At 45.7% G+C, this 21,363-nt stretch carries 17 protein-coding genes, 3 pseudogenes and 1 riboswitch; of the genes and pseudogenes, 5 read left to right on the top strand and 15 right to left on the bottom strand.

Annotated features, from left to right (window positions below):
• Positions 1-35: 35 nt before the first annotated feature.
• The 15 genes and pseudogenes from OIT45_RS09470 to OIT45_RS09400 form a co-directional block, all read right to left on the bottom strand.
• Positions 36-1,439 (bottom strand): RsmF rRNA methyltransferase first C-terminal domain-containing protein, encoded by a 1,404-nt coding sequence (locus tag OIT45_RS09470; protein WP_199403674.1) that lies wholly within the window; start codon positions 1,437-1,439, stop codon positions 36-38.
• 573 nt (positions 1,440-2,012) lie between these two features.
• Positions 2,013-2,843, bottom strand: a complete 831-nt coding sequence (locus tag OIT45_RS09465) for a Cof-type HAD-IIB family hydrolase (RefSeq protein WP_003609642.1) — start codon at positions 2,841-2,843, stop codon at positions 2,013-2,015.
• Between the two features lie 61 nt (positions 2,844-2,904).
• Positions 2,905-4,935, bottom strand: coding sequence for a cation:proton antiporter (locus tag OIT45_RS09460; protein WP_199403675.1), 2,031 nt, complete (start codon positions 4,933-4,935; stop codon positions 2,905-2,907).
• Positions 4,936-4,997: 62 nt separating this feature from the next.
• Positions 4,998-7,357, bottom strand: a pseudogene (locus tag OIT45_RS09455) (Xaa-Pro dipeptidyl-peptidase).
• Between the two features lie 102 nt (positions 7,358-7,459).
• Positions 7,460-8,821, bottom strand: a complete 1,362-nt coding sequence (locus OIT45_RS09450) for a gluconate:H+ symporter (protein ID WP_135798098.1) — start codon at positions 8,819-8,821, stop codon at positions 7,460-7,462.
• Positions 8,822-8,989: 168 nt separating this feature from the next.
• Positions 8,990-9,808, bottom strand: a complete 819-nt coding sequence (locus tag OIT45_RS09445) for a DUF4097 family beta strand repeat-containing protein (RefSeq protein WP_199403676.1) — start codon at positions 9,806-9,808, stop codon at positions 8,990-8,992.
• 4 nt (positions 9,809-9,812) lie between these two features.
• Positions 9,813-10,439: a DUF1700 domain-containing protein gene (locus OIT45_RS09440; protein WP_135798100.1), complete on the bottom strand. Its 627-nt coding sequence runs from the start codon at positions 10,437-10,439 to the stop codon at positions 9,813-9,815.
• Positions 10,439-10,747: a PadR family transcriptional regulator gene (locus tag OIT45_RS09435; protein ID WP_004560367.1), complete on the bottom strand. Its 309-nt coding sequence runs from the start codon at positions 10,745-10,747 to the stop codon at positions 10,439-10,441. Before OIT45_RS09435 ends, OIT45_RS09440 begins: the two co-directional genes overlap by 1 nt.
• A 134-nt stretch (positions 10,748-10,881) precedes the next feature.
• A pseudogene (locus tag OIT45_RS09430) lies at positions 10,882-12,271 on the bottom strand (Nramp family divalent metal transporter).
• Positions 12,272-12,577: 306 nt separating this feature from the next.
• On the bottom strand, positions 12,578-13,063 hold the full coding sequence (locus OIT45_RS09425; protein WP_199403678.1) for a GNAT family N-acetyltransferase: 486 nt from the start codon (positions 13,061-13,063) through the stop codon (positions 12,578-12,580).
• Between the two features lie 57 nt (positions 13,064-13,120).
• The gene (locus tag OIT45_RS09420) at positions 13,121-13,606 is read right to left on the bottom strand and encodes a universal stress protein (RefSeq protein ID WP_004560371.1); all 486 of its coding nucleotides are present in this window, start codon (positions 13,604-13,606) and stop codon (positions 13,121-13,123) included.
• A 91-nt stretch (positions 13,607-13,697) separates the two neighbouring features.
• Positions 13,698-14,210, bottom strand: a complete 513-nt coding sequence (locus OIT45_RS09415; protein ID WP_199403679.1) for a DUF1456 family protein — start codon at positions 14,208-14,210, stop codon at positions 13,698-13,700.
• 58 nt (positions 14,211-14,268) lie between these two features.
• The gene (rbsK, locus tag OIT45_RS09410; protein ID WP_135798105.1) at positions 14,269-15,189 is read right to left on the bottom strand and encodes a ribokinase; all 921 of its coding nucleotides are present in this window, start codon (positions 15,187-15,189) and stop codon (positions 14,269-14,271) included.
• An 83-nt stretch (positions 15,190-15,272) separates the two neighbouring features.
• Complete coding sequence (locus tag OIT45_RS09405; RefSeq protein WP_199403680.1) at positions 15,273-16,265, bottom strand: aldo/keto reductase; 993 nt, start codon at positions 16,263-16,265, stop codon at positions 15,273-15,275.
• A 46-nt stretch (positions 16,266-16,311) separates the two neighbouring features.
• Complete coding sequence (locus OIT45_RS09400) at positions 16,312-17,283, bottom strand: ribose-phosphate diphosphokinase (RefSeq protein WP_199403681.1); 972 nt, start codon at positions 17,281-17,283, stop codon at positions 16,312-16,314.
• A gap of 219 nt (positions 17,284-17,502) precedes the next feature.
• On the opposite strand from OIT45_RS09400, the gene OIT45_RS09395 reads away from it, so the two are divergent.
• The 5 genes and pseudogenes from OIT45_RS09395 (at position 17,503) to OIT45_RS09375 (ending at position 21,298) form a co-directional block, all read left to right on the top strand.
• Positions 17,503-18,438 (top strand): dihydroorotate oxidase, encoded by a 936-nt coding sequence (locus OIT45_RS09395; RefSeq protein WP_199403682.1) that lies wholly within the window; start codon positions 17,503-17,505, stop codon positions 18,436-18,438.
• Positions 18,439-18,461: 23 nt separating this feature from the next.
• A riboswitch (TPP riboswitch) is annotated at positions 18,462-18,551 on the top strand.
• Positions 18,552-18,659: 108 nt separating this feature from the next.
• A complete protein-coding gene (locus OIT45_RS09390; RefSeq protein ID WP_135798109.1) occupies positions 18,660-19,223 on the top strand; it encodes an ECF transporter S component in 564 nt (187 codons plus the stop codon).
• Positions 19,224-19,225: 2 nt separating this feature from the next.
• Positions 19,226-19,680 (top strand): annotated as a pseudogene (locus tag OIT45_RS09385) (ATP-binding cassette domain-containing protein); the annotation flags it as partial.
• A gap of 21 nt (positions 19,681-19,701) precedes the next feature.
• Positions 19,702-20,637: an ATP-binding cassette domain-containing protein gene (locus OIT45_RS09380; RefSeq protein ID WP_413743296.1), complete on the top strand. Its 936-nt coding sequence runs from the start codon at positions 19,702-19,704 to the stop codon at positions 20,635-20,637.
• Complete coding sequence (locus OIT45_RS09375; protein WP_199403684.1) at positions 20,630-21,298, top strand: energy-coupling factor transporter transmembrane component T family protein; 669 nt, start codon at positions 20,630-20,632, stop codon at positions 21,296-21,298. The genes OIT45_RS09380 and OIT45_RS09375 overlap by 8 nt, the downstream gene beginning before the upstream one ends.
• Positions 21,299-21,363: the final 65 nt, after the last annotated feature.

Raw genomic sequence — 21,363 nt, 5'->3', positions numbered from 1 at the left:
CTGTAATAGGTTTATTTTACCAAAAAACCGCACTATTAGTACATATCGTCAGACAATTCTTCTGTTTTATCTTCACGAACTAAGAAGCGCAATCCCTTTGGATAGAAATTCTTCATTTGGCCATCAACCAACTTACCGAAACCAGTTCCGTTGCCACCGATTTCAAGCAAGTACCAACCGTTCTTGTATTGGTCGCGATTACGGATCATGAACGTATCACCGTGAACGTATTGGGCCCACTCTTCGTCAGTCAATTCGTAACGACGCGTAAATTGGTCTGGGTGAAGTGCCAACGCCAAGGCCAAACTTGGCTCAAAGCGCTTCTTCTTCAAAGTTCCCAAGTGAACCCCAACACGCATCACTTGAAGTCCCGTCAAATCAGGCGTTCCTTCTGGGGCTGCGTAGATTTGGTCACCAAAGGAAATCAACAATTCTGGGTCGTAATCCGGCATGAAGTCTGCACGGAATGCTTGCCACAATTCGCGTTGATCCTTGGTCAAGTTAGACTTAGCCAACTTAGGTTCCTTAGAAACGTAATCTTCATCCGTTTGATTTGAAATCAACTTGGCCATAAAGTGTCCTTCACCATCTGAGTGGTGTGGGAACAAACGCGCCGTCTTCTTCAAATCAGGGTTACCATCGGCCCATTCTGGCTTTCCATCATCCATACCTTCGTACTTGTCGGCATCAACAATTTCCAAGTCAGGGCGCTCGTTAATCAACCAAGCGATGATACGGTCATCTTCTTCTGGTGCGAACGTGCAAGTTGAGTAGACCAATTGGCCCCCCGGCTTCAACATCTTTACGGCTTCTTCCAAAATTTCACGTTGGCGTGCAGCGTTTTCTTCTGGGTAGTGTTCGTGCCAGTACTTGATTGCAGCTGGGTCTTTACGGAACATACCTTCACCAGAACATGGTGCATCCAACACAATCTTGTCGAAGTATTGTGGGAACTTTGGTGACAACTCTTGTGGTGAGTGGTTCGTCACAATCGCATTTTGGATACCAAAGCGCTCCACATTTTCACTCAAAATAGCTGCACGCTTACGGAAGATTTCATTTGAGACCAACAGTCCCTTTTGTTCCATAAATGATGCCAAGTGCGTGGTCTTTCCACCAGGCGCTGCAGCCAAATCTAGCACGCGCTCGCCTGGCTTGGGGTGTGCAAGTTCACCAACCAATTGGGCTGATGGCTCTTGTGAGTAAATGACACCCGTTGTGTGATCAACAGAGTGACCCTTTACAGCACCAAAGTTTCCCCACTTACCCCATGGCACCTTGCCATCGGCCTTGGTATCGTATAGATCCATGCTGGCCTTCAAAGGGTTTTGACGGAACGCCTTCACGACAGGCTTATCGAACGATTCAATAAAAGCATCTGCCTCATCGCCAAGTAATTGACGGTATTTTTCTTCAAATCCTTCTGGTAACTCCGCCATTCGGTATCTCCTTAAATCTAAGTATTCTTATTTATTTTACACGTTTTTCATCTATTTTAAAAACCTGACCTGTTGCGGTATAAGTAGTGAATTTTTAACTCGGTTTCAAAATATTATAAGGGTTGAAAAACAAACTGCATTCCCACATACTAGTGAGTGCAGCAAGGAACGGTTTGGCCACCATTTCTTACTGTGACAGCGTGTTTAGGTTTGCATATTTGTCACTGCCTACCCTTAAATTTTCTGGGAACCGAGGTGGACAAACAAAATGCTTCCCAAGACTATCCCGAAATGGTTTGGCAATGGTTAACTTCGATGTATTCAGTCCCTGGACTGTAGCTGTCGTCGCGATAATCGTTACGCCTCGAATCATTTACATGCTAGCCGTGGCTTACGTCATGGTGAAACGTGTGAACTTCGAGACACGAAAAAAGCGCCCACCGCGTAAGCAGTAGACGCCCCATTGTCCAAACCTAGGAACCTGTCAGCCTAGCGAAGGTGCAACTTCGCTGGGCTTTTTCTATGTCTAAAGTATAACATAGTCCCTTGCATCGTGGAACTTTACTTCAATCATTACAGTGACAACTTCAACAACTTCTCAAGATAACGGGCCAAGCCGTCTTCTTCGTTGGTGTATTCTGTCATATCGTCGGCAATAGCCTTTAGTTCAGGGTTTCCGTTCTTCATCACCACACCGTGAGTTGCGTAGCCAATCATCTCGAAGTCGTTCATCTCATCCCCAAAGGCATAGATATCATCCTTCTTAATGTCGTAGGCCTTACGCAAGATGTCCAAACCGGTATCCTTTGAAACACCAGCTGGCGCCACTTCAAGAACTGGTGACTCACCACCCCACGTCTTCACGTTCACGCGATCAGCACCGTAGCGCTCCGTGACAAAGTGTTGAATTTGTGATTGATGCAAGGCATTTTCGGCGTGAATCAAGATGGCATTCACGTCCGTTTGCAAGTTCAAACGATCCAACATCTTACGGTTCGCTTCGTCTTGTGGGAAGAAAATTGCATCTTCTGTATTACGTTGTGGGCCATTACCGTTTGCCCAAACGTCATTTTTACTTTCCGCAACGACAGTATCAATACCCATCATTTGCGCATTTTCAAGCAGGTCAAACGCAATTTCACGATCGATATTAAATGAATACTCATGTTCCCAGTGTTGGCGTGGCTTGTGACCCAATGACCCGTTGAAGTTAATCATTGGTGACTTCAAGCCCAACGTGTCGTAGATATCCATCGACAAACGTACGGGACGTCCCGTAACGATTGACACAATGTGCCCGTCAGCTTGTGCAGCTTGCAGCGTACGACGGGTACGGTCTGAAACCTCACCTGCGTCATTCAATGTTGTCTTATCCAAATCAATTCCGATTAGTTTGCGTTCCATGCGTTAGACCCCTCTTTTGACTCAATTGGTACTATGTTAGCACATATCTGAATGGGCGTAACTAAAATGCCCGTCTTCCCGCACGTTTTGGATCAATCATGGTTTGTTGTGACTGCCACGCTTGTGCTTCAGCAATTTCCTGGATAAGTCGATCGCCAATTTCTTGTGAAAAACCGCCATCATACAAACGACGTAAGACATACTGCATTTCGGAGTTGAGCGCCTTCATAATGTGTTCTTTCTTAAGTGCCACGTGATTCAGCCCTCGCAACAATGATGCATGCCTAAATCGATAAATATCTAAAATGCGTTCCCACGCATCGTGGGTTTCGACATCCGCCGCTTCATTCCGACGTTCCGTTACCCAAGCCATCATGTACGTTGAATTTTCATTCGAGATACTGCGCCATTGTCGCTGTAACTCAGCAATGTTCACTGACCGTTTCTCTTCACGTTCTTGATTCGTCATGTCAGAGTGAATGCCCCCTTGTTGATAACGTTGGAAGACCCAATTTAACTCACGTCGAGAAAGAGTTGCTTTAAGCGATCGCCATGGTGCAAACGACAATTCTTCAGCTAGCATCAGGTCAATCAGATGCAAATAGGCATGTCTGATTGCCGGGTCGACAGCCGTTATCGTCTGCACATACGTACGTGACGCCTTGGCGGTATCTTGCAACAAACGATTAAACAAGCGTTGATTTTTTGAAAAACGGTTTGGTCGTACCTGTGAACTTAAATATTCCACGATTCCCAAATACAATTCCTCGGGCAACTGCTTCTGTTTGAGTTCTGTTTTAGTGGCTGCAAACATTTCCAAACGTGCCTCTTGCAAGTCGTCAACCGTTACAGACGCTTGCTTAGCCGGCAACCAAAACGGTAGAACCAGGGTTGGCACAATCAGACTCAAACCAATCACAATAGCAGCTGCCAGTATCAAACCAGGCCGAAACGGTACGTTAGTTGGAATTGAAAACGCCAATGCTAGCGTCACTGCCCCGTGAACACCCGACAGTGCAAACGTCACCGCATTATGACGTCGCTCGCTAGAACCAGCCGGACCAATCAACTCAGACCACGTTTCTTCATGCCGGTAATAAGCCAACAAGCCACGCGCGATAAGCATGGCAAAATATGACAAAACGGCCAATGCAGAAGAATGGAGAAGTTCTGATTTTGTCATGTTCTTTATTAAATCAATGACATTGAATATATTCATCCCTAGCAGGACAAAAACCGCATTATTCAACACACTTGATAGCACTTGCCAAAGACTACGACTCGTTAGGCCATCATGCACCAACGACAGACGCGTTCGCATTGTCCGCTGCACCTGGAAAATTGCTGCCACAACAACCGCCAACACACCTGAAACACCAATTGACTCGGCAATAAAGTATGCAATAAATGGTGTCATTACCATCATCGGCACAACGGAACTCATTGAATCACTAGTCTGAGAAGCAATAAAATCAATTAGCAAGTAAATCAGGTAGCCTAGAATCATACCGACCAGGACACCACCACCCGCAACTTTGATTAGTTCCCATACACCTGCTGTCAGCGACAATCGATTTGCTTCAACACCGGTCAATGCAATACTCATCAGCACAAGGCCCGTTGCATCATTAAACAATGACTCATACTCCAAGGCCGTTTTCGTTCCTTCAGGTATCGAAAAATTTTCGGTAATTGAATTGGCAGCTACAGCGTCTGTCGGCGTCACGATTGACGCAATCAGCAAAGACAACGGAATTGAATGCGCCAATCCCACCGGCACACCAATAAACGTTGTCACCAATGCCGTCAAAATCACTAGCGATCCCGCCAAGTAAATAATTGAGCGAAGATGTTTACCGACGCGATACGGATTAAAGCGTTGTGCGTCATAATACAAAATTGGCGCGATGATAAACATCATGAAAAACTCTGACTCTAATGCCACGTGTTCTCTAATATAAGGAACGAATGACAGTGCAAAACCAATCGCAATTGTTATAAATGCTTTTGGCACTTTCTTCAGTCGATTCGCAACAAGACTCGCTAGGATAACACCCAGCAATACAGCAAATATAATGATGATATCCGACATTCTCTCACCTCAAAAAAAACTTTCCGGCACAAGTATACCAAAAAGTCTTTTTTCACATAAATTTATTGTTGGAGAGGTACTAATAACTCGCTATTGACAGTATCAACTGTGTAGCGAATATCTTGATTACCACGCACCGTCATTTCAAAGTCCGTGCCATATAAAATCACACCCAATTGGTGACCCGCCTTCAAACGATAAAGCGTTGGTTGCAACGTCAAGTTAAGCGTCACATACTCATCAGCTACCAAATCATCAACTTGCCATGGCGCAGAGCGGTTTTGCAAGTTCATGTGACCGATACTAATCATCTTTTCTGTTGTTGGCTTTTGCAACTTGAACTCTACCAATGACGTTGGTTGCCATTCCGTACCGCGGTCAATTTGTTGACCAAGTGGCGTTGGCGTCGCACCCAAGCGTTGTGCTTCACCATAATCAACCAACATCGCGCTCACCAAGCCAAAGTTTTCCGATGACTTGATACGCAACTTTACTGTCACTTCACCATCAATCACGACATCGTTTTCGAATGGTGCTTCGGTGAATACCAAACGATTGACTTCAAAACGGTCATTTTCTTGCTTCAACATTTCAGTACGCCAATTATTAAAGTCGCGCTTGTAACTCTCGAAATCAGATTCAATTTGCCAATCTTCGTAGCTCATCTCATCATCCCCAGTCAGTGGCAAAACAACCGGTTCAGTTTGTCCCCAGTTTTGGCGTGTTTCCCACGTTTCAGCTTGGTCATTTGCCTGCCAGGTGACATCCGGCAACTGCGTTTCAGCTTGGTTAGCAACACCATAAAGCTTGTGTGACAACCACAAATTCATTTGATCTGAGAAATCAAGCGAACGATTGTTGTTGATGTAAATGTGTTGTCCTTGGTGCAAGTACAACTTCTTGGCAACGCCACTCGCTTGCAACGCTTGCCACAAGCGGAATACTTGGCGTGGCTTAACGTTCCAATCATTCAAGCCATGCACCATCACCACGTCAGCTTTAATTTCTGAAATATGTGGCAAATAATTGCGGGCATCCCAATATGTATTGTAGTTACCCGACTCACGTTCCATCATCTTGTCAGTTTGGACTTGGAAAGCCGTCCACTGATCCTTCGTGCGGTGCCAGTCAGCTGAATCGTGCATACGTGAATAAACCAATTCCGCCAGCACATCCATATCTTCACCTGGGAAGCCACCTGGTGCAATGACTAGCCCATTGTCACGATAGTATTGGTACCAATCTGAAATAGCTGCTTCAGAAATCACGGTCTCCAAACCAGTAACGCCAGTAGTTGCGACAGCCGTTGCCAAGGTTCCCAAATATGACTTTCCCGTCATCGCAACCTTGCCGTTTGACCAATTAGCCTTAACGGCATAACCCGAAGTACGGTCTGTGAAGGCTACGCGATTGCCAGCCAACCATTCAACAACCGCCTTCATTGAAAGCCCTTGTTCTGGCGAACCAGTATCTTGCATCCCGTCTGAATGCCGCGTACCCACACCTGAAGAGTATGCAACCGCAAAACCACGCGCCAAGAAGTAATTGTTGATGTCGACATGACTCGTTGCCTTGAAACTTTCCGTTGCTTCATCAGCTTCAGCAACAATCTCATGTTGTTCAGCATCCAGTAGCGTCACCCCTGGGAATACAATATCTTCATAGCGCACATTGTTAGGTGTCTTGTGACTTAGTGGCACATCAACCGTGTGCAATTTAGCATCATTCGCCTCGTTGTTCAATCCTTGATAGTAAGGTGACGCTGTGAATAAGACGGGTACATCAACTGACGTATCAGGTCGCAAAATTTCAACGCGAACCAAATCACGAACGCCATCTTCATCCGTATCCACATCCGTTTCGACATACACAACTTCTTTAATTAGCGCACTGGTATCAAAAGTCGCCATTGCTTTCCCGTTGAAAAACAGTGGCAAATTCGTCTTAGCAAAGTAACCACGGCTGGCCAAATCATCGATAAATTGCAACCCACCAGCTGTATGCGTCGTCAGCAAAGCATACCAAGCCGTAAGAACATCATCTACGTCCCACTTGCCAAGCTTCTCGTACAGCGGTAGTCCAATAGCATGAACTGCTTGCATTGGCTGATCAATTTGGAATCAACAGTTTCCGTGAAGCCAAGTAACTGCAATGCAACTGCGTCAAAAATCTCAGTTGTTAGTGGCGATCCACTCTGCAAAAATGTCGCAACATCACGATTGTTATCAACAGCTATCTCTCGCAATTTTGGTGTTGCGTCATGATATTCCGGAAAGGCTTGCAGCAACAATGCTTGCCAAACGGCCATTGCATCAACACCCATTGCATCAGCCACTGTTTCATCGTAAAAGCCAATTTCTGTCAGTTCGTGCACTTGTTGTTCGAACGGGGTCTCGACCACCGCATACTGATTTATTTTCATTAATCTGGACCCCCTATTTGTTACGTCTATTATACCAAAAATGAGATTATCATGAGATAGCAAAAAAGCCCCCATTTAAGAAAAATGAGGACCTTCCAGTAACTACATAAACATATTCAAAATAAGCACGATAATCAAACCAACCACCGCAATCAACGACTCTAGGACCGTCCAAATCTTCAACGTTTGCTTGACGTCCAAGTCGAAATATTCTTTAAACATCCAGAAGCCAGCGTCATTCACGTGCGATGCCGCTAATGACCCAGCCCCAATTGCCAGTACCATCAGCGCTGGATCAACGCCAGCTTGGGTCATCAAAGGTTGTACCAATCCAGCAGCAGTCAAAGCAGCAACTGTCGCTGAACCAAGGGCTACGCGCAAAATGACGGTGATGACCCACGCCAAAATAAGTGGCGAAATATGAACATTCGCAAATAGCGTGGCAACTTGATCAGAAATACCACCATCAATCAAAATCTGCTTGAATGCCGCACCACCACCAATAATCAACAACAACATTGCAATCGACTTAACTGATTCTTCAACAGTATTCGTTAATTCTTTAACCGTCTTACGCTGGTGCCAGCCCATTGACCACAAGGCAAACAATAGTGAAATAATCATTGCCCCCACCGGGTTACCAATCATTGCCACAAAGGCATCGAGTCCCTTTACCTTGGAAGCATCAAACGCCTTACCGTCGTTAACGACAATTGAATAGATAGTTGTAATTCCCATCAAAATAACTGGGAAAAGTGATGTGAGCAACGACAACCCAAATGATGGTGTTTGATTAAGTTCAAACTTCTTCATTTCCCCAAACGCCGTCAATTCAGACTTCACCGTAAATGCTTCAGGCGCATACTTTTTCGCCAATTTGGCAAACACCGGACCGGCGATAATAGCGGCCGGAATGGCAACTACCAAGCCAAGCACCAATACCTTACCAGGGTTGGCACCTAGGGCACCCGCAATTGCAGTTGGCGCTGGGTGCGGTGGCAAGAATCCGTGTGTCACTGACAACGCAGCCGCCATCGGAATTCCCAAGTATAGTAGCGGCACACCAAGTTCAAGCGCAATGGCAAAGACGATTGGAATCAACAACACCATACCAACTTCAAAGAAGAGCGCAATCCCGATAATAAACGCTGCAATCATAACCGCAATTTGCACGCGCTTGCGACCGAATAAATTAATCAGCGTATGCGAGATGCGGTATGCCCCTCCGGCATCAGCCACCAATCGCCCCAGAATGGCCCCAAAACCAAAGACAATTGCTAATTCACCTAACGATCCACCGATTCCATTTTGAATCGAAACTGGAATCTGGGCAAAATTCATCCCCAATCCCAGTCCAACCGCTACTGACGTCAAAATCAGTGCGATAAAAGTATTCATTTTGACCTTAATAATCAAAAACAACAGGAGGAAAATCCCCAACAACAATACGAGTAATGAGCTCATAACGCAAATCTCCCTGCATCTCAAAAATATCTCAAACAATAACGTGCCTTAACACGGTTACTATTATAAAGTTAGTTAAACTAAATGTAAACGCTTTCTTTGTTTAGTTTAACTAAACGGAAAATTGCGTAGTAAAAAAGTCGGGTGCTATACCCGACTTCGTTGTACTTAGTTTTCAATTGAGATGACACCGTTGGTCGTTTGAATCTTCAAAGCCTTCGTTGCATCACCAGTTTGGTAACTCTTGTCATCGTCACCGTTTTGCACATCTTCAACATGCACATAACCATTATGTGTTGATGCATCCAAACCTGGGAAATGGCTATCTTCAAGCTTGATCATGCCGTTTGTTGATGTGATGTCACTCGCATCCGTCAACGTCAAATTTTCAGCCTTGAATGCACTGTTTTGACTCTTTGAATGCACGGCATGCAAGTTCGTATCTTCAAGTGCAATCGCACCATTCGTTGTCGTAATGTTTAGCTGCTCACCTTGCAAGTTTTCAAAGCGGACACCACCGTTTGAGTTGCTTACTGTCGTGTTCTTAACATTTTGTCCTTGTACAATCATGCCACCATTCGTTGTCGTAATCTTCAAATTATCCAAGTTAGCTGAGAACGGCACCGTAACCGTGACCTTTGGATCATAATTACCAAATGAGAAAATCATGTGGTGATTGTCATCCGGTGCATCAATACGCAATGTCTTATCTTGTAAATCAGTTAACACCTTGTTTGATGTGCCAGTCGCCTTCACACCCCATTCTGTACCACGAACGATTTCCACCAGGTTATTGCCGGCATCAACTTCAAGGTTTTGCACTTGGGCATCCTTAAATGTCTTGTGTGTCGTTGAAACATTAACAATCTTCGGACCCTTGTCCCAAGCAATGTTCGTTTCCGCACCAGCACTCAAGCCCCCCACAATCATCACGCCACCAAGCACCATACCAGCAGCGCCAATAATCAAAGTTTTCTTCAAATCCATGCGCTTACACCTCCTGTGCGGGTTCGACACGATTCTTGCGAACCAACTTGCGACCAATCCACTTTGCAAAGACAATGACTTGTTCAAACAACCACTTCGTCGCGCGCCAAACTAACGGTGCGAAGAAAATTGTTGCTGCCGTTGCGACGATTCCAACCCCCATAAAGAAGATTCCCGTTGCAACTGATTGGAATAGCAAAATAATACCTGAAACAAATGCAAAAACACCCACTGCCAATGCAGCAATAATTGTTGCGTAAATCGCAAAGATGACCCCAATGAAGGCCATAAACACGCCAAACAAGACTGCGATTAGCATCAATGCAACCGGAATCAAAACTGGGGATGCAAACAATCCTAGAATGATCAACCAAATCAATGTTGCTCGATTTTTAGTACGCTTACCAGCTGGCATGTCAGTTGCTTCTGGTGCATCGTCCACTTGAATGAAGTACTCCAACTTCAACTTGCGGGCGAATTCCTTTGGCGTGCCATACTTTTCAACGATTTGCTCGGACGTTAACCCCGCGTCCATCATTTGTTCTTCATAAAACTGTAGCAGTTCTTCGCGCTCGTTTTCCGGCACCCCAGCCATATAGCTTCGCACGTCTGCCAAATACTCATTAACCATTATTGTTCCTCCAATAGCGAGTCAACTGCGCCACGGAAAGCGCCCCAACTATCTTTAATTTCTGTCAAATGTGCTTGCCCGTCAGCGGTCATTTTGTAGTAACGTCGAATGCGACCTTCGAATGGTTGGTCATACGTTTCCACATAACCATCTTTCTTCAGGCGGCGTAGCACCGGATACATCGTCGACTCACTAACGTTCAGCAAGTCTTGCATGGTTTTCGTGATGATGTAGCCGTAGGTATCTTCCTTAGCTAAAATCGCGAGAACCGAACCGTCCAATACGGTCGTCGGTACTTGAATATTCATACCCGTCTCCTTCGTGTGATATAACACTATTTGCGATATAGTATATATTATACGAGATATAATGATATGTCAAACATAAGCGCTTGAAAAAAAAGACTTCGCAGCGAACACTGCGAAGTCTTGATAAATATCTATTAGAACATGTTACGAACCGTTTCAACGATCAATTGGATGTTCAATCCAGTCAAAACGATAAATACTAGCCAAGCAATAACCGTCATCCACTTAGGGTTAACGAAGTCTTCGCCCATCACCTTCTTTGATGATGTGAACAAAATCAATGGTGCCATCGCAAATGGCAAGGCAATTGATAGGAAGACCTGTGAGTTAATCAATAGGACGTCCAACTTTGACTCGTCACCACCGTAAATCAATGTAAAGGCGATAACTGGTGCCAAGGCCAATCCACGTGTAATCACACGACGTGCCCACATTGGAATCTTCAAACGCAAGAACCCAGCCATGACAACTTCACCAGTCAACGTTCCTGTAATCGTTGAGTTTTGACCTGACGCCAACAACGCAACGGCGAACAACGTTGACAAGATTGGTGAGGCAATTGCACCAGCAACCTTGCTATCTGACAAAGCTGAGTACATTTGACCAAACGTTCCAACTGAATCAGCGTGACCGAAGAACAATGATGCTCCCAAGATCAACAACATTGAGTTAACAACGAAGGCCAACGTCAATTGAATGTTTGAAATCCCACGTCATGAAGCGAACAGCTTCCTTCAATTCAGCCTTGTTCTCACGATTAATCTTACGCGTTTGTGAAACTGATGAGTGCAAGTACAAGTTGTGCGGCATAACCGTCGCACCAACGATCCCCAACGTCATCAACAATGGTGAATCAACACCCTTTGGTGCGTGCGTGCTTACAGCTTGCAATTGTGGTACGTAGCCACCCAACATCGCAACGATGTCTGGGCTTGATGAAATTACCAAGTAACCGAAGATAACCAAAATAGTCAAAATCAATGTAATAACAATTGCTTCAATCTTACGGAAACCGAAACGCATCAACAACAATAGCAAGAATACGTCAAATGCTGTCGTCAAAACAGACGCAATCATTGACCAACCGAACAGCAAGTGCAACGCAATCGCTCCTCCAATAACTTCGGCAATATCAGTGGCAATCAACGCCAACTCAGTGATAATCCAAAGGACGAAACCACCTGACTTACTCGTACGAGCACGTGTAGCTTGGGCCAAGTCTTCGCGCTTAACCATTCCCAACTTACCAGCCATGTATTGCAACATCATTGCGATCAATGATGAGACCAATACGACTGACAAAAGCGTGTAGTGATAGTTCGCACCACCCGCAACAGACGTTACCCAGTTACCTGGATCCATATAACCCACGGCAACCAAGGCTCCAGGACCTGAAAAGGCCCACAACTTACGCCAGAATGAACCGTTCTTTGGCACCTCCACAGAACCGTTCACATCGCCCAAACTTGCGTCAGCAGTTGCATCGCCGACGAAGCCAGGCTTCTTTGTCATTTCTTCAGACATGACAAACCCTCCTACTATGTTTTAAAAACTCATAGCGAGGTTTTCCCCAGTGTACTATTAACTTTGATATTAGTTCATAGTGCTAAATAAATTTCATAAAGGATTTCGTCCAATCTTTTCAGATTGAAGGCTTATGACTTTCACTTAACCGGGGCTCCTCACCCGCAAGAGTTAGTATACAGGGTGAATGTTTTTTAAGCAATAGTATTTTTTTCACATAAGTCAAAAATTATTCATACGTATGATATTTTTTAGGTTTTCACTTTCTAAAAATAAGAAAAAGCACATGTCGCCATGTGCTTTTCATTAGTCAATGAACCAATCCATTAGATAGTCATCAACAAAATGACCGTTTAAATAAAATTCGTCTTTTAATTCACCAACCTTTTTAAATCCGGCTCGTTCATACAAGTGCATTGCTTTGGTGTTCGTTCCCAACACCCGTAAGGTGATTTTGTGCATTTTCTCTTGGCGTGCTAATTCTTGGAGCCACGTTAGCAATTGACCACCAACACCTTGACCTTGCGCAGCCGGTGCAACACCAAGACCGATGTCCCACTTATACTGATGACTTGGAAAACGTGACGAAAATTCAACGTATCCCAATACAGCATTATTCTCGTCAACCGCAACGCCGTGACGGCGTCCTTCAGCAACCATCGCGGCTTGAAATTCACCGGCATCCAGCCATTTTTGCATGGCAACGGGTGCATTTGTATCATTCCAAACGACCTCATCAATTGCCAAAATACCAGCGTAATCTGCTAATGTCTGTGCTTCTCTAATTTCCATTCTGACTTACCCCCAAATTAAAACCCCATACCAACGTGGCACAGGGCTTCATATCTATTACTTCTTAGGCTCTTCCAAATCGCAACGGGCAATCATTGATGATACCTTGGCGTGACGCGCAACGTAAACAGCTTGAGAACCCAATGATTCCCACCAGCCCTTCTTTGAGTGCGCCCCAACAATAATCATGTCAGCGTTAACACGTGGTGCGATTTCTTCTACCAGCACTTCACCGGCACGTTGACCGCTGTCAAAGACAACTTCAACATCCTTAACACCGTGTGCTTCTGCATATTCCTTGTAACGCGCCAAGTTGGCTTCCAATTGGTCTTCAACCGCTTGAACAGTTGGCAAGCTCAACACATCAACTGCTGACAACTCCCCCAATTCCAAAATTGATGCGATGATCAACTTTGCGTCGTCCTCGACAGCTTGGTGAATCGCGTTCGCCAAAGCCACGTGACCTTGTTGTGATTCATCCACACCTACCAAAATACGTTGAAAATGCATTGGTTCAATTTCCAAATTCAATTCAGCTACCATGTTAATATCCCCCATATCTATATGATGAGGCAAGTATATCAAACCAGCGGTATTTTTTCAGTGCGTAACCTGCGAAATTTATTAGAATTTTCTAATCGACAATTTCAGTCGTCTCGCCATCGCGGAAAGTGATGGCCAACCCACCAAGCAACTTACGCATAAATTGATCACCAGCAACCAAATACTTTGGGTGACCCTTACGACGCAACATGGCCCCAACTTCACCCTTTGACACCTTGAATCCAGCTGCTTCCCAGAACTCAATCAAGTCTTCATTGCTGTATGTCATCGCAATCTTCAACTTCTTAATCACGACATTGTTGATGTCGTTATCACGTTGCATGCTGTAGTCAGGTTCAACTGGTTGCCCATCTTCATCCTTCTTTACACCACGTTGTGAAATGATCAAACCATTCATAAACTTCTCCAAATCGCGACGTGACAACTTTTCATCACGAGATGTATATGGTTCTTGCTTGGTCATAATGTCTTGGTATTGCTCCTTGGTAATCGTCAAACCACCAAGTTCAAAAATCTTAATCATGTCAGCATTCTTAATATTGTAGATAAAACGAATGCGACGCACGATATCATTGTTATTCATTCTTGTTCTCCTGTTAAAAAACGCCGGACAAGCGTCCGACGTTTGCGTTCATTCTTTATTATGCACGTGAAGCGTTAACTTGGTCCAACGTTGGGATTGATGGTTGTGCACCAGCCCCTTGCACCGTAATTGCGGCAGCTGCGTTGGCAAAGCGCACGGCTTCCTCAACGTTACGCATGTCGGCGTCCAACTTAGTCGTCAATGCACCGATAAACGTGTCACCAGCAGCCGTCGTATCAACTGCCTTCACCTTCAAAGCTGGCACGAAACCATTTTCGCCATCAGCCATGTAGAAGTAAGAGCCGCGCTCACCAACTGTGATGATGACGTTCTTAGCACCCATTTCTTGCAAACGCTTGGCAGCACTTTCCATCGACAAATCATCCGTCACTGGAATGCCAGTAATGATTTCAGCTTCCGTTTCGTTTGGTACCACCAAATCAGTCACGGCAAACAACTCGGCTGGAATGTCCTTCGTTGCTGGTGCTGGATTAAGAACCGTCATCACGTCAGCTTCCTTGGCGCTCTTAAAAGCGTTCAAAGTGGCAACCATTGGCGTTTCAAATTGTGCAATCAACACATCTGATGCCTTGATGGTATCCTCAGCAGCTTCAACGTTTGATTCGTTAACTTGGCGGTTAGCCCCACCTAAAATCAAAATTGTGTTGTGTGAGTCAGCTTCCAACATGATGTAAGCTGCACCAGTTGCGACACCTTCAAGTTCAGCAACGTGGGTTGTATCAACACCATCTGCCTTAAGTGCACCCAAAAGCAATTGCCCATTTGCATCTTGGCCAACGGCACCGATAAAGTTAACATCCCCACCCATGCGCTTTGCAGCGACAGCTTGGTTAGCACCCTTACCACCAGGGGCTGTTGAGGCGTCGTCCATCGCCATCGTCTCACCTTGTTGTGGCAAATGTGGAATGTGCAGAATTGTGTCAGCGTTCAAAGAACCCAAAACTGTAATCTTCTTCATGTTGTTCGCTCCCTTACTACTTATCAACTTAGTATAACAGAAAAAGTGCCCCACTACCCGCTTGGATAATAGGACACTTTCAATTAGTTGTTCTTCAAAATTTGATCGATGGTTGCCAACTCTTCAGCTGACAAATCCATGTTATCGCGGACCTTCACGTTGTCCAACAAGTGGTCAACTGATGAAGCGCCGATAACGATTGATGGGACGCGGCGGTCACGAAGCAACCAAGCCATAGCCAATTGCGCCAACGTTTGGCCGCGGTCTGCAGCCACCTTGTTCAACGCGTTCAACTTAGCAACCGTACCTTCTGGATCTTCCTTAATGAAAGCATTCGTACGGTGCAAAGGCATGTCAGCTGGGAAGCCAGATAAGTAGCGGTCCGTCAACAGCCCTTCAGCCAAAGGACCGTAGGCAATCAAACCAGCGTGGTGCTTGTCCAATTCTGCCAACATATCCGTCGTTTCAGCTTCACGGTTAAACATGTTGTATGACATTTGGTTACCAATAAATGGCGTGTGCAATTCATCAAAAATTGCCCCAATTTCAGCAACTTGCTCTGTCGTGTAGTTTGAAACACCCACGTACAACGCCTTACCTTGGCGAACCATCAAGTCCAACGCTTCCGCCGTTTCACGCAAGTTTGTGTTTGGATCCCAACGGTGTGCGTAGAAAATGTCAACATAATCCAAGTGCATACGTTGCAATGACATATCCAATGCGGCTGTCAACGTCTTCTTACCAGAAAACTCCCCTAGTGGACCTGGCCACATGTGGTAACCAGCCTTTGTCGTAATAACCAATTCATTACGGTATGGCTTCAAGTCCTTCTCAAACACTGCACCGAATGTCTCTTCAGCAGAGCCATCTGATGGGCCGTAGTTTGATGCGTTGTCAAATGAAAAAATACCATTGTCAAACGCCTTCAACATCACTTCACGTGAGTTCGCAAGTGGCTTTTGGTCGCCCAAGTTACGCCATAGTCCGAATGACAATGCTGGCAAAATCAAACCAGAATCGGCCACGCGACGGTATGGCATCATATCATAACGATTATCTGCAGCTGCATAAACCATGTGATTACCCCTCAAGTTAATTAAAATTCATATACCTTAGTTAACATTATAACTTAGCTTCTGGATTATTGCGTGACTTCAACAAAACATCCAAAGCACGATTGTCGTGAATACGTTGGACAGCTTCAGCTAGCAACGGTGCCACTGACAACGTTGTGAACTTGGCACTTTGCTTTTCGGCTGGTAGCGTCAGCGTATCCGTGAACACAACACGAGAAATGTTGTCATCCCCGGCCAAACGTTGGGCAGCATCACCAGACAAAACGGCGTGTGTTGCCACAACAAAGACATCGGTTGCCCCGTTAGCACGCAAAGCACGGGCTGTCATTTGGACACGACGACCAGTGTCGACAATATCGTCAACGATAATCGTACGACGACCAGCCACTTCACCAACAATAGCATCAGGTGACTCTGGTGTTGTCATTGCGACGTGATCATTTACCACACCCCATGGTGAGTGCAACAAATCAGCAAACTTACGGGCACGTCCCGCACCGGTGTGGTCAGGTGATACAACTACCAAATCATCCGTCATGTTGCGACTGTAGAAGTAATCTGACAATAGTGGCGCAGCTTGCAAGTGATCAACTGGGATATCGAAGAATCCTTGCAATTGGTCAGCGTGCAAATCGATGGCAACCACGCGGTCAACACCATTCATTTCAAGCATTGAAGCAACCATCTTAGCCGTGATTGGCTCACGTGACTTTGCTTTGCGGTCTTGGCGGGCATAACCCAAATATGGAATCACCACATTAATTTGCCCAGCAGAAGCACGGCGCAACGCATCAATCACAATCATAATTTCCATGAAAGCGTCGTTCACTTCTTCAGCGATGGGTGCCACGATGTAAACATCATCGCCACGAACGCTCTCCAAAACTCGCTCATAAATTTCACCATCAGCAAAACGTTGAATATCAATTTGACTCAACGGTTGGTGCAACTCTTCGGCCACTGCACGCGCCAACTTGTTGTTAGCTGACAGACCGAATAACTTAATTTCACACTCCACGAACGAATTCCTCCATTTTTTTGCGGTAGCTTAAGCAGCTACTTTACGGTTACTTCTATTCTACCAAATATCAGTAATAAATTCGCCTGGTAACTGTATTTGAGAATTAATTCACGAGTAAAACGTTATACCCAAAAAACAGTGTAGTCATGGGCCTTGAAACCTGGTAGACTTAAAAAAATTTAATTTCACAAGAAGACTTTTGGGGGACAAAAAGCCATGACAACTTTGACTGCGAGCATTGCTGGTTTTGATTTTGACAACGTATTATTGAACGCCGCTGGCGTATACTGCCAAACGGCATCTGAATTGGACCAAATTCTAGAAGCCAGTGGCGCTGGTTCATTGGTTACGAAGAGTGCCACGCCTGCTGAACGCGACGGTAATGCCGGTATCCGTTTTGCTGAAATGCCATTGGGTTCAATCAACTCAATGGGCTTGCCAAATCTTGGCTTGGACTACTACTTGGACTACACAATTACGCACCAAGATGAAAAGCCATTGTTCCTTTCAATCGCTGGTCTGACAAAGGCTGATAACTTGGCGATGTTGCGTGACGTTCAAGCTTCTGACTTTAACGGTTTGGTCGAATTGAACTTGTCTTGCCCAAACGTGCCAGGTAAGCCACAAACGGCCTACGACTTCGACACAACGCGCGAGATTTTGACTGAGGTCTTCAGCTTCTACACGAAGCCTTTGGGTGTGAAGTTGCCACCTTACTTCGACATCGCCCACTTTGACATGATTGCTGAAATCTTGAACGACTTCCCATTGGCCTTCGTGAACACGATTAACTCAATCGGTAACGGTTTGGTAGTTGATCCTGAAACGGACACGGTTGTCATCGCGCCTAAGGGTGGCTTCGGTGGCCTTGGTGGTGAAATCGTTAAGCCAACAGCCCTTGCTAACGTGCGTGCCTTGCGTCAACGTTTGCGCCCCGAAATCAAGATTATCGGCACTGGCGGTGTGACGAACGGCCGTGATGTGTACGACCACATCCTTTGCGGCGCTGACTTGGTTTCAGTTGGGACGTCACTTTACTTCGAAGGACCCGCTATCTTCGAACGTTTGAACAACGAATTGATCGCCGTAATGGCCGAAAAAGGTTACAACCACCTCGAAGAATTCCGCGGACAGTTGCAAACCCTCGCCTAACCCCCTATACTTGTGTTAACGAATCAAACAAGCTGGGGTGCCGTTATGGCTGAGATAATACCCATGGAACCTAAGCAGGGTAATGCCTGCCGGGGAGCTTGGTTTGTTTACGATTGAAGTAAACGGACCCCAGTATCGGACTGCGTTTTGCAGTGATGCTGGGGTCCTTTTTTATTTCCATAGCTTTGGGCGATTCGGAATATTATTTGGAGGTTTGCGTCATGCAAACAGTTGTTGAAAACAAGCGTGGTTGGGCGCTTCGAGATGTTATTTTCCTAGCCATTATTGCAATTTTCTTTGGGGTTATCTACCAATTATGGGGGGCCTCATACTACTTCTTGTCAGCAACCCCACTTAAGCCATACGCCAACGATATGACCATCGGCGTTTGGTTGATGGCTGGCCCATTGGCCGGTGTGTTGTTGCAAAAGTTTGGTGCCACAACGATTGGTGAAGTCTTGGCTGCCGTTGTTGAAATGTTGCTTTTCTCAAGCTGGGGTGCCGCAACGTTGATTTACGGTTTCGTACAAGGAATCGGTTCTGAACTTGGTTTTGCCATCACAGGTTACAAGAACTGGAGCAAGCTTGGTTTGAGCCTATCAGTTGTGACGAGCACGATTGTGACATTTGCCTGGGACTTGGTTAACTCAGGTTACATGGCCTACAAGCCCGGCATGTTGATCACGTTGTTCGTGATTCGTTTGATCTCAGTCGCTTTGTTTGCCGGTGTGTTGGTCTACTTGATTAACGCCTTGGTTGCGAAGTCAGGTTTGATGAAGCGTTAATTATGACATCATTACGTGTTGTAGATTTCAGTTTCGCTTATGAAGCTGATCAGCCAAGCATTTTGAATAAGATAAATTTGGATTTGACGCCCGGCAGTTTCAACTTGATGGTTGGCCCTTCTGGCTCAGGTAAGTCAACGTTGCTTAAAGCGATGGCTGGCTTGCTACCGAAATTTGGTGGTATCGTCACGAATGGCGATGTCCTCTTGGAAGGTCAATCAATCGGTCCAATCGCACCATTTGAAAAGGCCAAGCGGGTTGCGATGCTGTTTCAAAACCCAGACCGCCAATTTGCAATGCGCACAGCCCGTGAGCAAATCACGTTGCATTGGAAAACTTGCAGTTACCTGTCGCCGACATCGAACGTCGTGTCACGGATGCGATTACGCGATTGGACTTGGACGCATTAGCTGACCAAGAACTACTAACCCTGTCTGGTGGTGAAAAGCAACGCGTAGCCTTGGCGACAATTTTCGCGATGCAAAGTGACATCATTTTGCTTGATGAACCGTTCGCCAATGTCGATCCTGCTGCCCGCCAATTGTTGTTGCAAGATCTCAAAGATTTACAACAAACAAACGGCACGACGATTTTGATTTCCGACCACGACTTGTCTGGGTATGTCGACCTCGTTGATACCCTTTACCAGCTCGATACAGCAACTGGTACGTTGCATGAAGCGAGCCGTGATATGCTAACTAACATCGCACCTACCCCAACCTTTGGTGGCACGCCAGTTGGTGATGGACCATTGCGTTGGCAAGATTTTGGTGTTGCAGTTGGCGACCGCCAATTGCTGCAAGATGCAACCTTTACCGCACCCGCTGGTCAGATTGGGCTGATTTCAGGTGCTAATGGTATTGGAAAGTCAACGTTCTTTAAGGGACTCACCCATCAACGCGCGTATGATGGCCAAATTCTTTGGGAAACCGTTGATGGTCGCAAAGTAAAACAAAAGCACTGGTCACAACGCCTTGCACTGGTCTTCCAATCAGCCATTGATCAATTCGTGACGATGACCGTTGCGAGTGAAATTGCACTATCGAAAAAGTTCAGTTTGCAAACAACTTACTGGACGGATGACCGTGTTGCGGATGCGCTCGAAAAGTTGCAATTAAGCAACTTGCAAGACCACGTCGTTTATCAACTATCTGGCGGGCAGCAAAAGAAGTTGCAACTACTGACCATGTTAATCATGGGCCAACCTGTTTTGTTGCTCGATGAACCGCTCGCTGGTTTGGATAGTACGTCCGTCAATGTGTTAATGAGCTTGCTACAAGAAACGATTCACCAGACCAATCAAACCGTTTTGATGATTTCACATCAACGCCAAGGTCTGACTGGGTTTGTCGATTATGAACTACATTTTGCCGACCAACACTTAACGCTAATCGGAGGTGCCCAACATGTTTAAGTTGAATCCGACCGTTTTGCTCGTTATCCTGATTGGGATTGGTTTTCAAACCGCCTTTAGTCAATCAATTACGTTGAATATCGTTGTTGCTGTCATCGGTCTACTATACCTACTGCTACAACGCGTTTCCGTTAAAGTCATCGTGATTATGTTGTTAGTTGCCGCCCCACTTGCCTTTGGGACGTGGTGGTCATTCATTGCATTTGGAACTGGTGATACGCATCGCATTGCGTTGGTTTATGCCTCACGTCTCTACGCCTATCTACTGCTTGGTGCGGCGCTGACATTAACCACGCACGTGAAAGATTTGCTCATCAGTTTGCACTTACATGCCAAGTTGTCATCAACCTTTACGTATGGCTTATTGGCAGCCTTCAATTTGTTACCTCGCGTGCGACGCCAAGTCCAAACGATTCGTTACGCCGCCTCATTGCGTGGCATCACCTATCACTTTTGGAACCCACAATTGTATTTCAAAGCGATTGTCAGTGCCCTGCACTGGTCTGATGACTTAGCCATGGCGATGACGTCACACGGGTTCACGGAAGGATTTCCACGAACACAAACCGCGACTGACCCTTTTCCAATCTGGCATTGGGTCGTTGCTGTCATTTTGATTGTTGGCTATGCCATCGTGGCATGGATTATCAAACCATACTAAAACAAAACGTGCCTAGCAGGTTCTCACAGGAGCCCGCTAGGCACGTTTATTTATTTTTTACAGAT

This window comes from Weissella sp. LMG 11983, assembly GCF_025908495.1.
In the GTDB taxonomy this organism is placed as follows: domain Bacteria; phylum Bacillota; class Bacilli; order Lactobacillales; family Lactobacillaceae; genus Weissella; species Weissella fermenti.
This window is presented reverse-complemented; position numbering and strand designations above follow the sequence as displayed.

Excerpts from the sequence above, each read along its gene's own strand:
- OIT45_RS09425 (WP_199403678.1), bottom strand. The coding sequence starts at position 13,063 with ATGGAAATTAGAGAAGCACAGACATTAGCAGATTACGCTGGTATTTTG.
- OIT45_RS09450 (WP_135798098.1), bottom strand. The coding sequence starts at position 8,821 with ATGAGCTCATTACTCGTATTGTTGTTGGGGATTTTCCTCCTGTTGTTT.
- OIT45_RS09435 (WP_004560367.1), bottom strand. The coding sequence starts at position 10,747 with ATGAATATTCAAGTACCGACGACCGTATTGGACGGTTCGGTTCTCGCG.
- OIT45_RS09440 (WP_135798100.1), bottom strand. The coding sequence starts at position 10,439 with ATGGTTAATGAGTATTTGGCAGACGTGCGAAGCTATATGGCTGGGGTG.
- OIT45_RS09390 (WP_135798109.1), top strand. The coding sequence starts at position 18,660 with ATGCAAACAGTTGTTGAAAACAAGCGTGGTTGGGCGCTTCGAGATGTT.
- OIT45_RS09375 (WP_199403684.1), top strand. The coding sequence starts at position 20,630 with ATGTTTAAGTTGAATCCGACCGTTTTGCTCGTTATCCTGATTGGGATT.
- OIT45_RS09470 (WP_199403674.1), bottom strand. The coding sequence starts at position 1,439 with ATGGCGGAGTTACCAGAAGGATTTGAAGAAAAATACCGTCAATTACTT.
- OIT45_RS09415 (WP_199403679.1), bottom strand. The coding sequence starts at position 14,210 with ATGAATAACAATGATATCGTGCGTCGCATTCGTTTTATCTACAATATT.
- OIT45_RS09445 (WP_199403676.1), bottom strand. The coding sequence starts at position 9,808 with ATGGATTTGAAGAAAACTTTGATTATTGGCGCTGCTGGTATGGTGCTT.
- OIT45_RS09420 (WP_004560371.1), bottom strand. The coding sequence starts at position 13,606 with ATGGTAGCTGAATTGAATTTGGAAATTGAACCAATGCATTTTCAACGT.
- rbsK (WP_135798105.1), bottom strand. The coding sequence starts at position 15,189 with ATGAAGAAGATTACAGTTTTGGGTTCTTTGAACGCTGACACAATTCTG.
- OIT45_RS09465 (WP_003609642.1), bottom strand. The coding sequence starts at position 2,843 with ATGGAACGCAAACTAATCGGAATTGATTTGGATAAGACAACATTGAAT.
- OIT45_RS09380 (WP_413743296.1), top strand. The coding sequence starts at position 19,702 with ATGCAAAGTGACATCATTTTGCTTGATGAACCGTTCGCCAATGTCGAT.
- OIT45_RS09460 (WP_199403675.1), bottom strand. The coding sequence starts at position 4,935 with ATGTCGGATATCATCATTATATTTGCTGTATTGCTGGGTGTTATCCTA.
- OIT45_RS09395 (WP_199403682.1), top strand. The coding sequence starts at position 17,503 with ATGACAACTTTGACTGCGAGCATTGCTGGTTTTGATTTTGACAACGTA.
- OIT45_RS09405 (WP_199403680.1), bottom strand. The coding sequence starts at position 16,265 with ATGGTTTATGCAGCTGCAGATAATCGTTATGATATGATGCCATACCGT.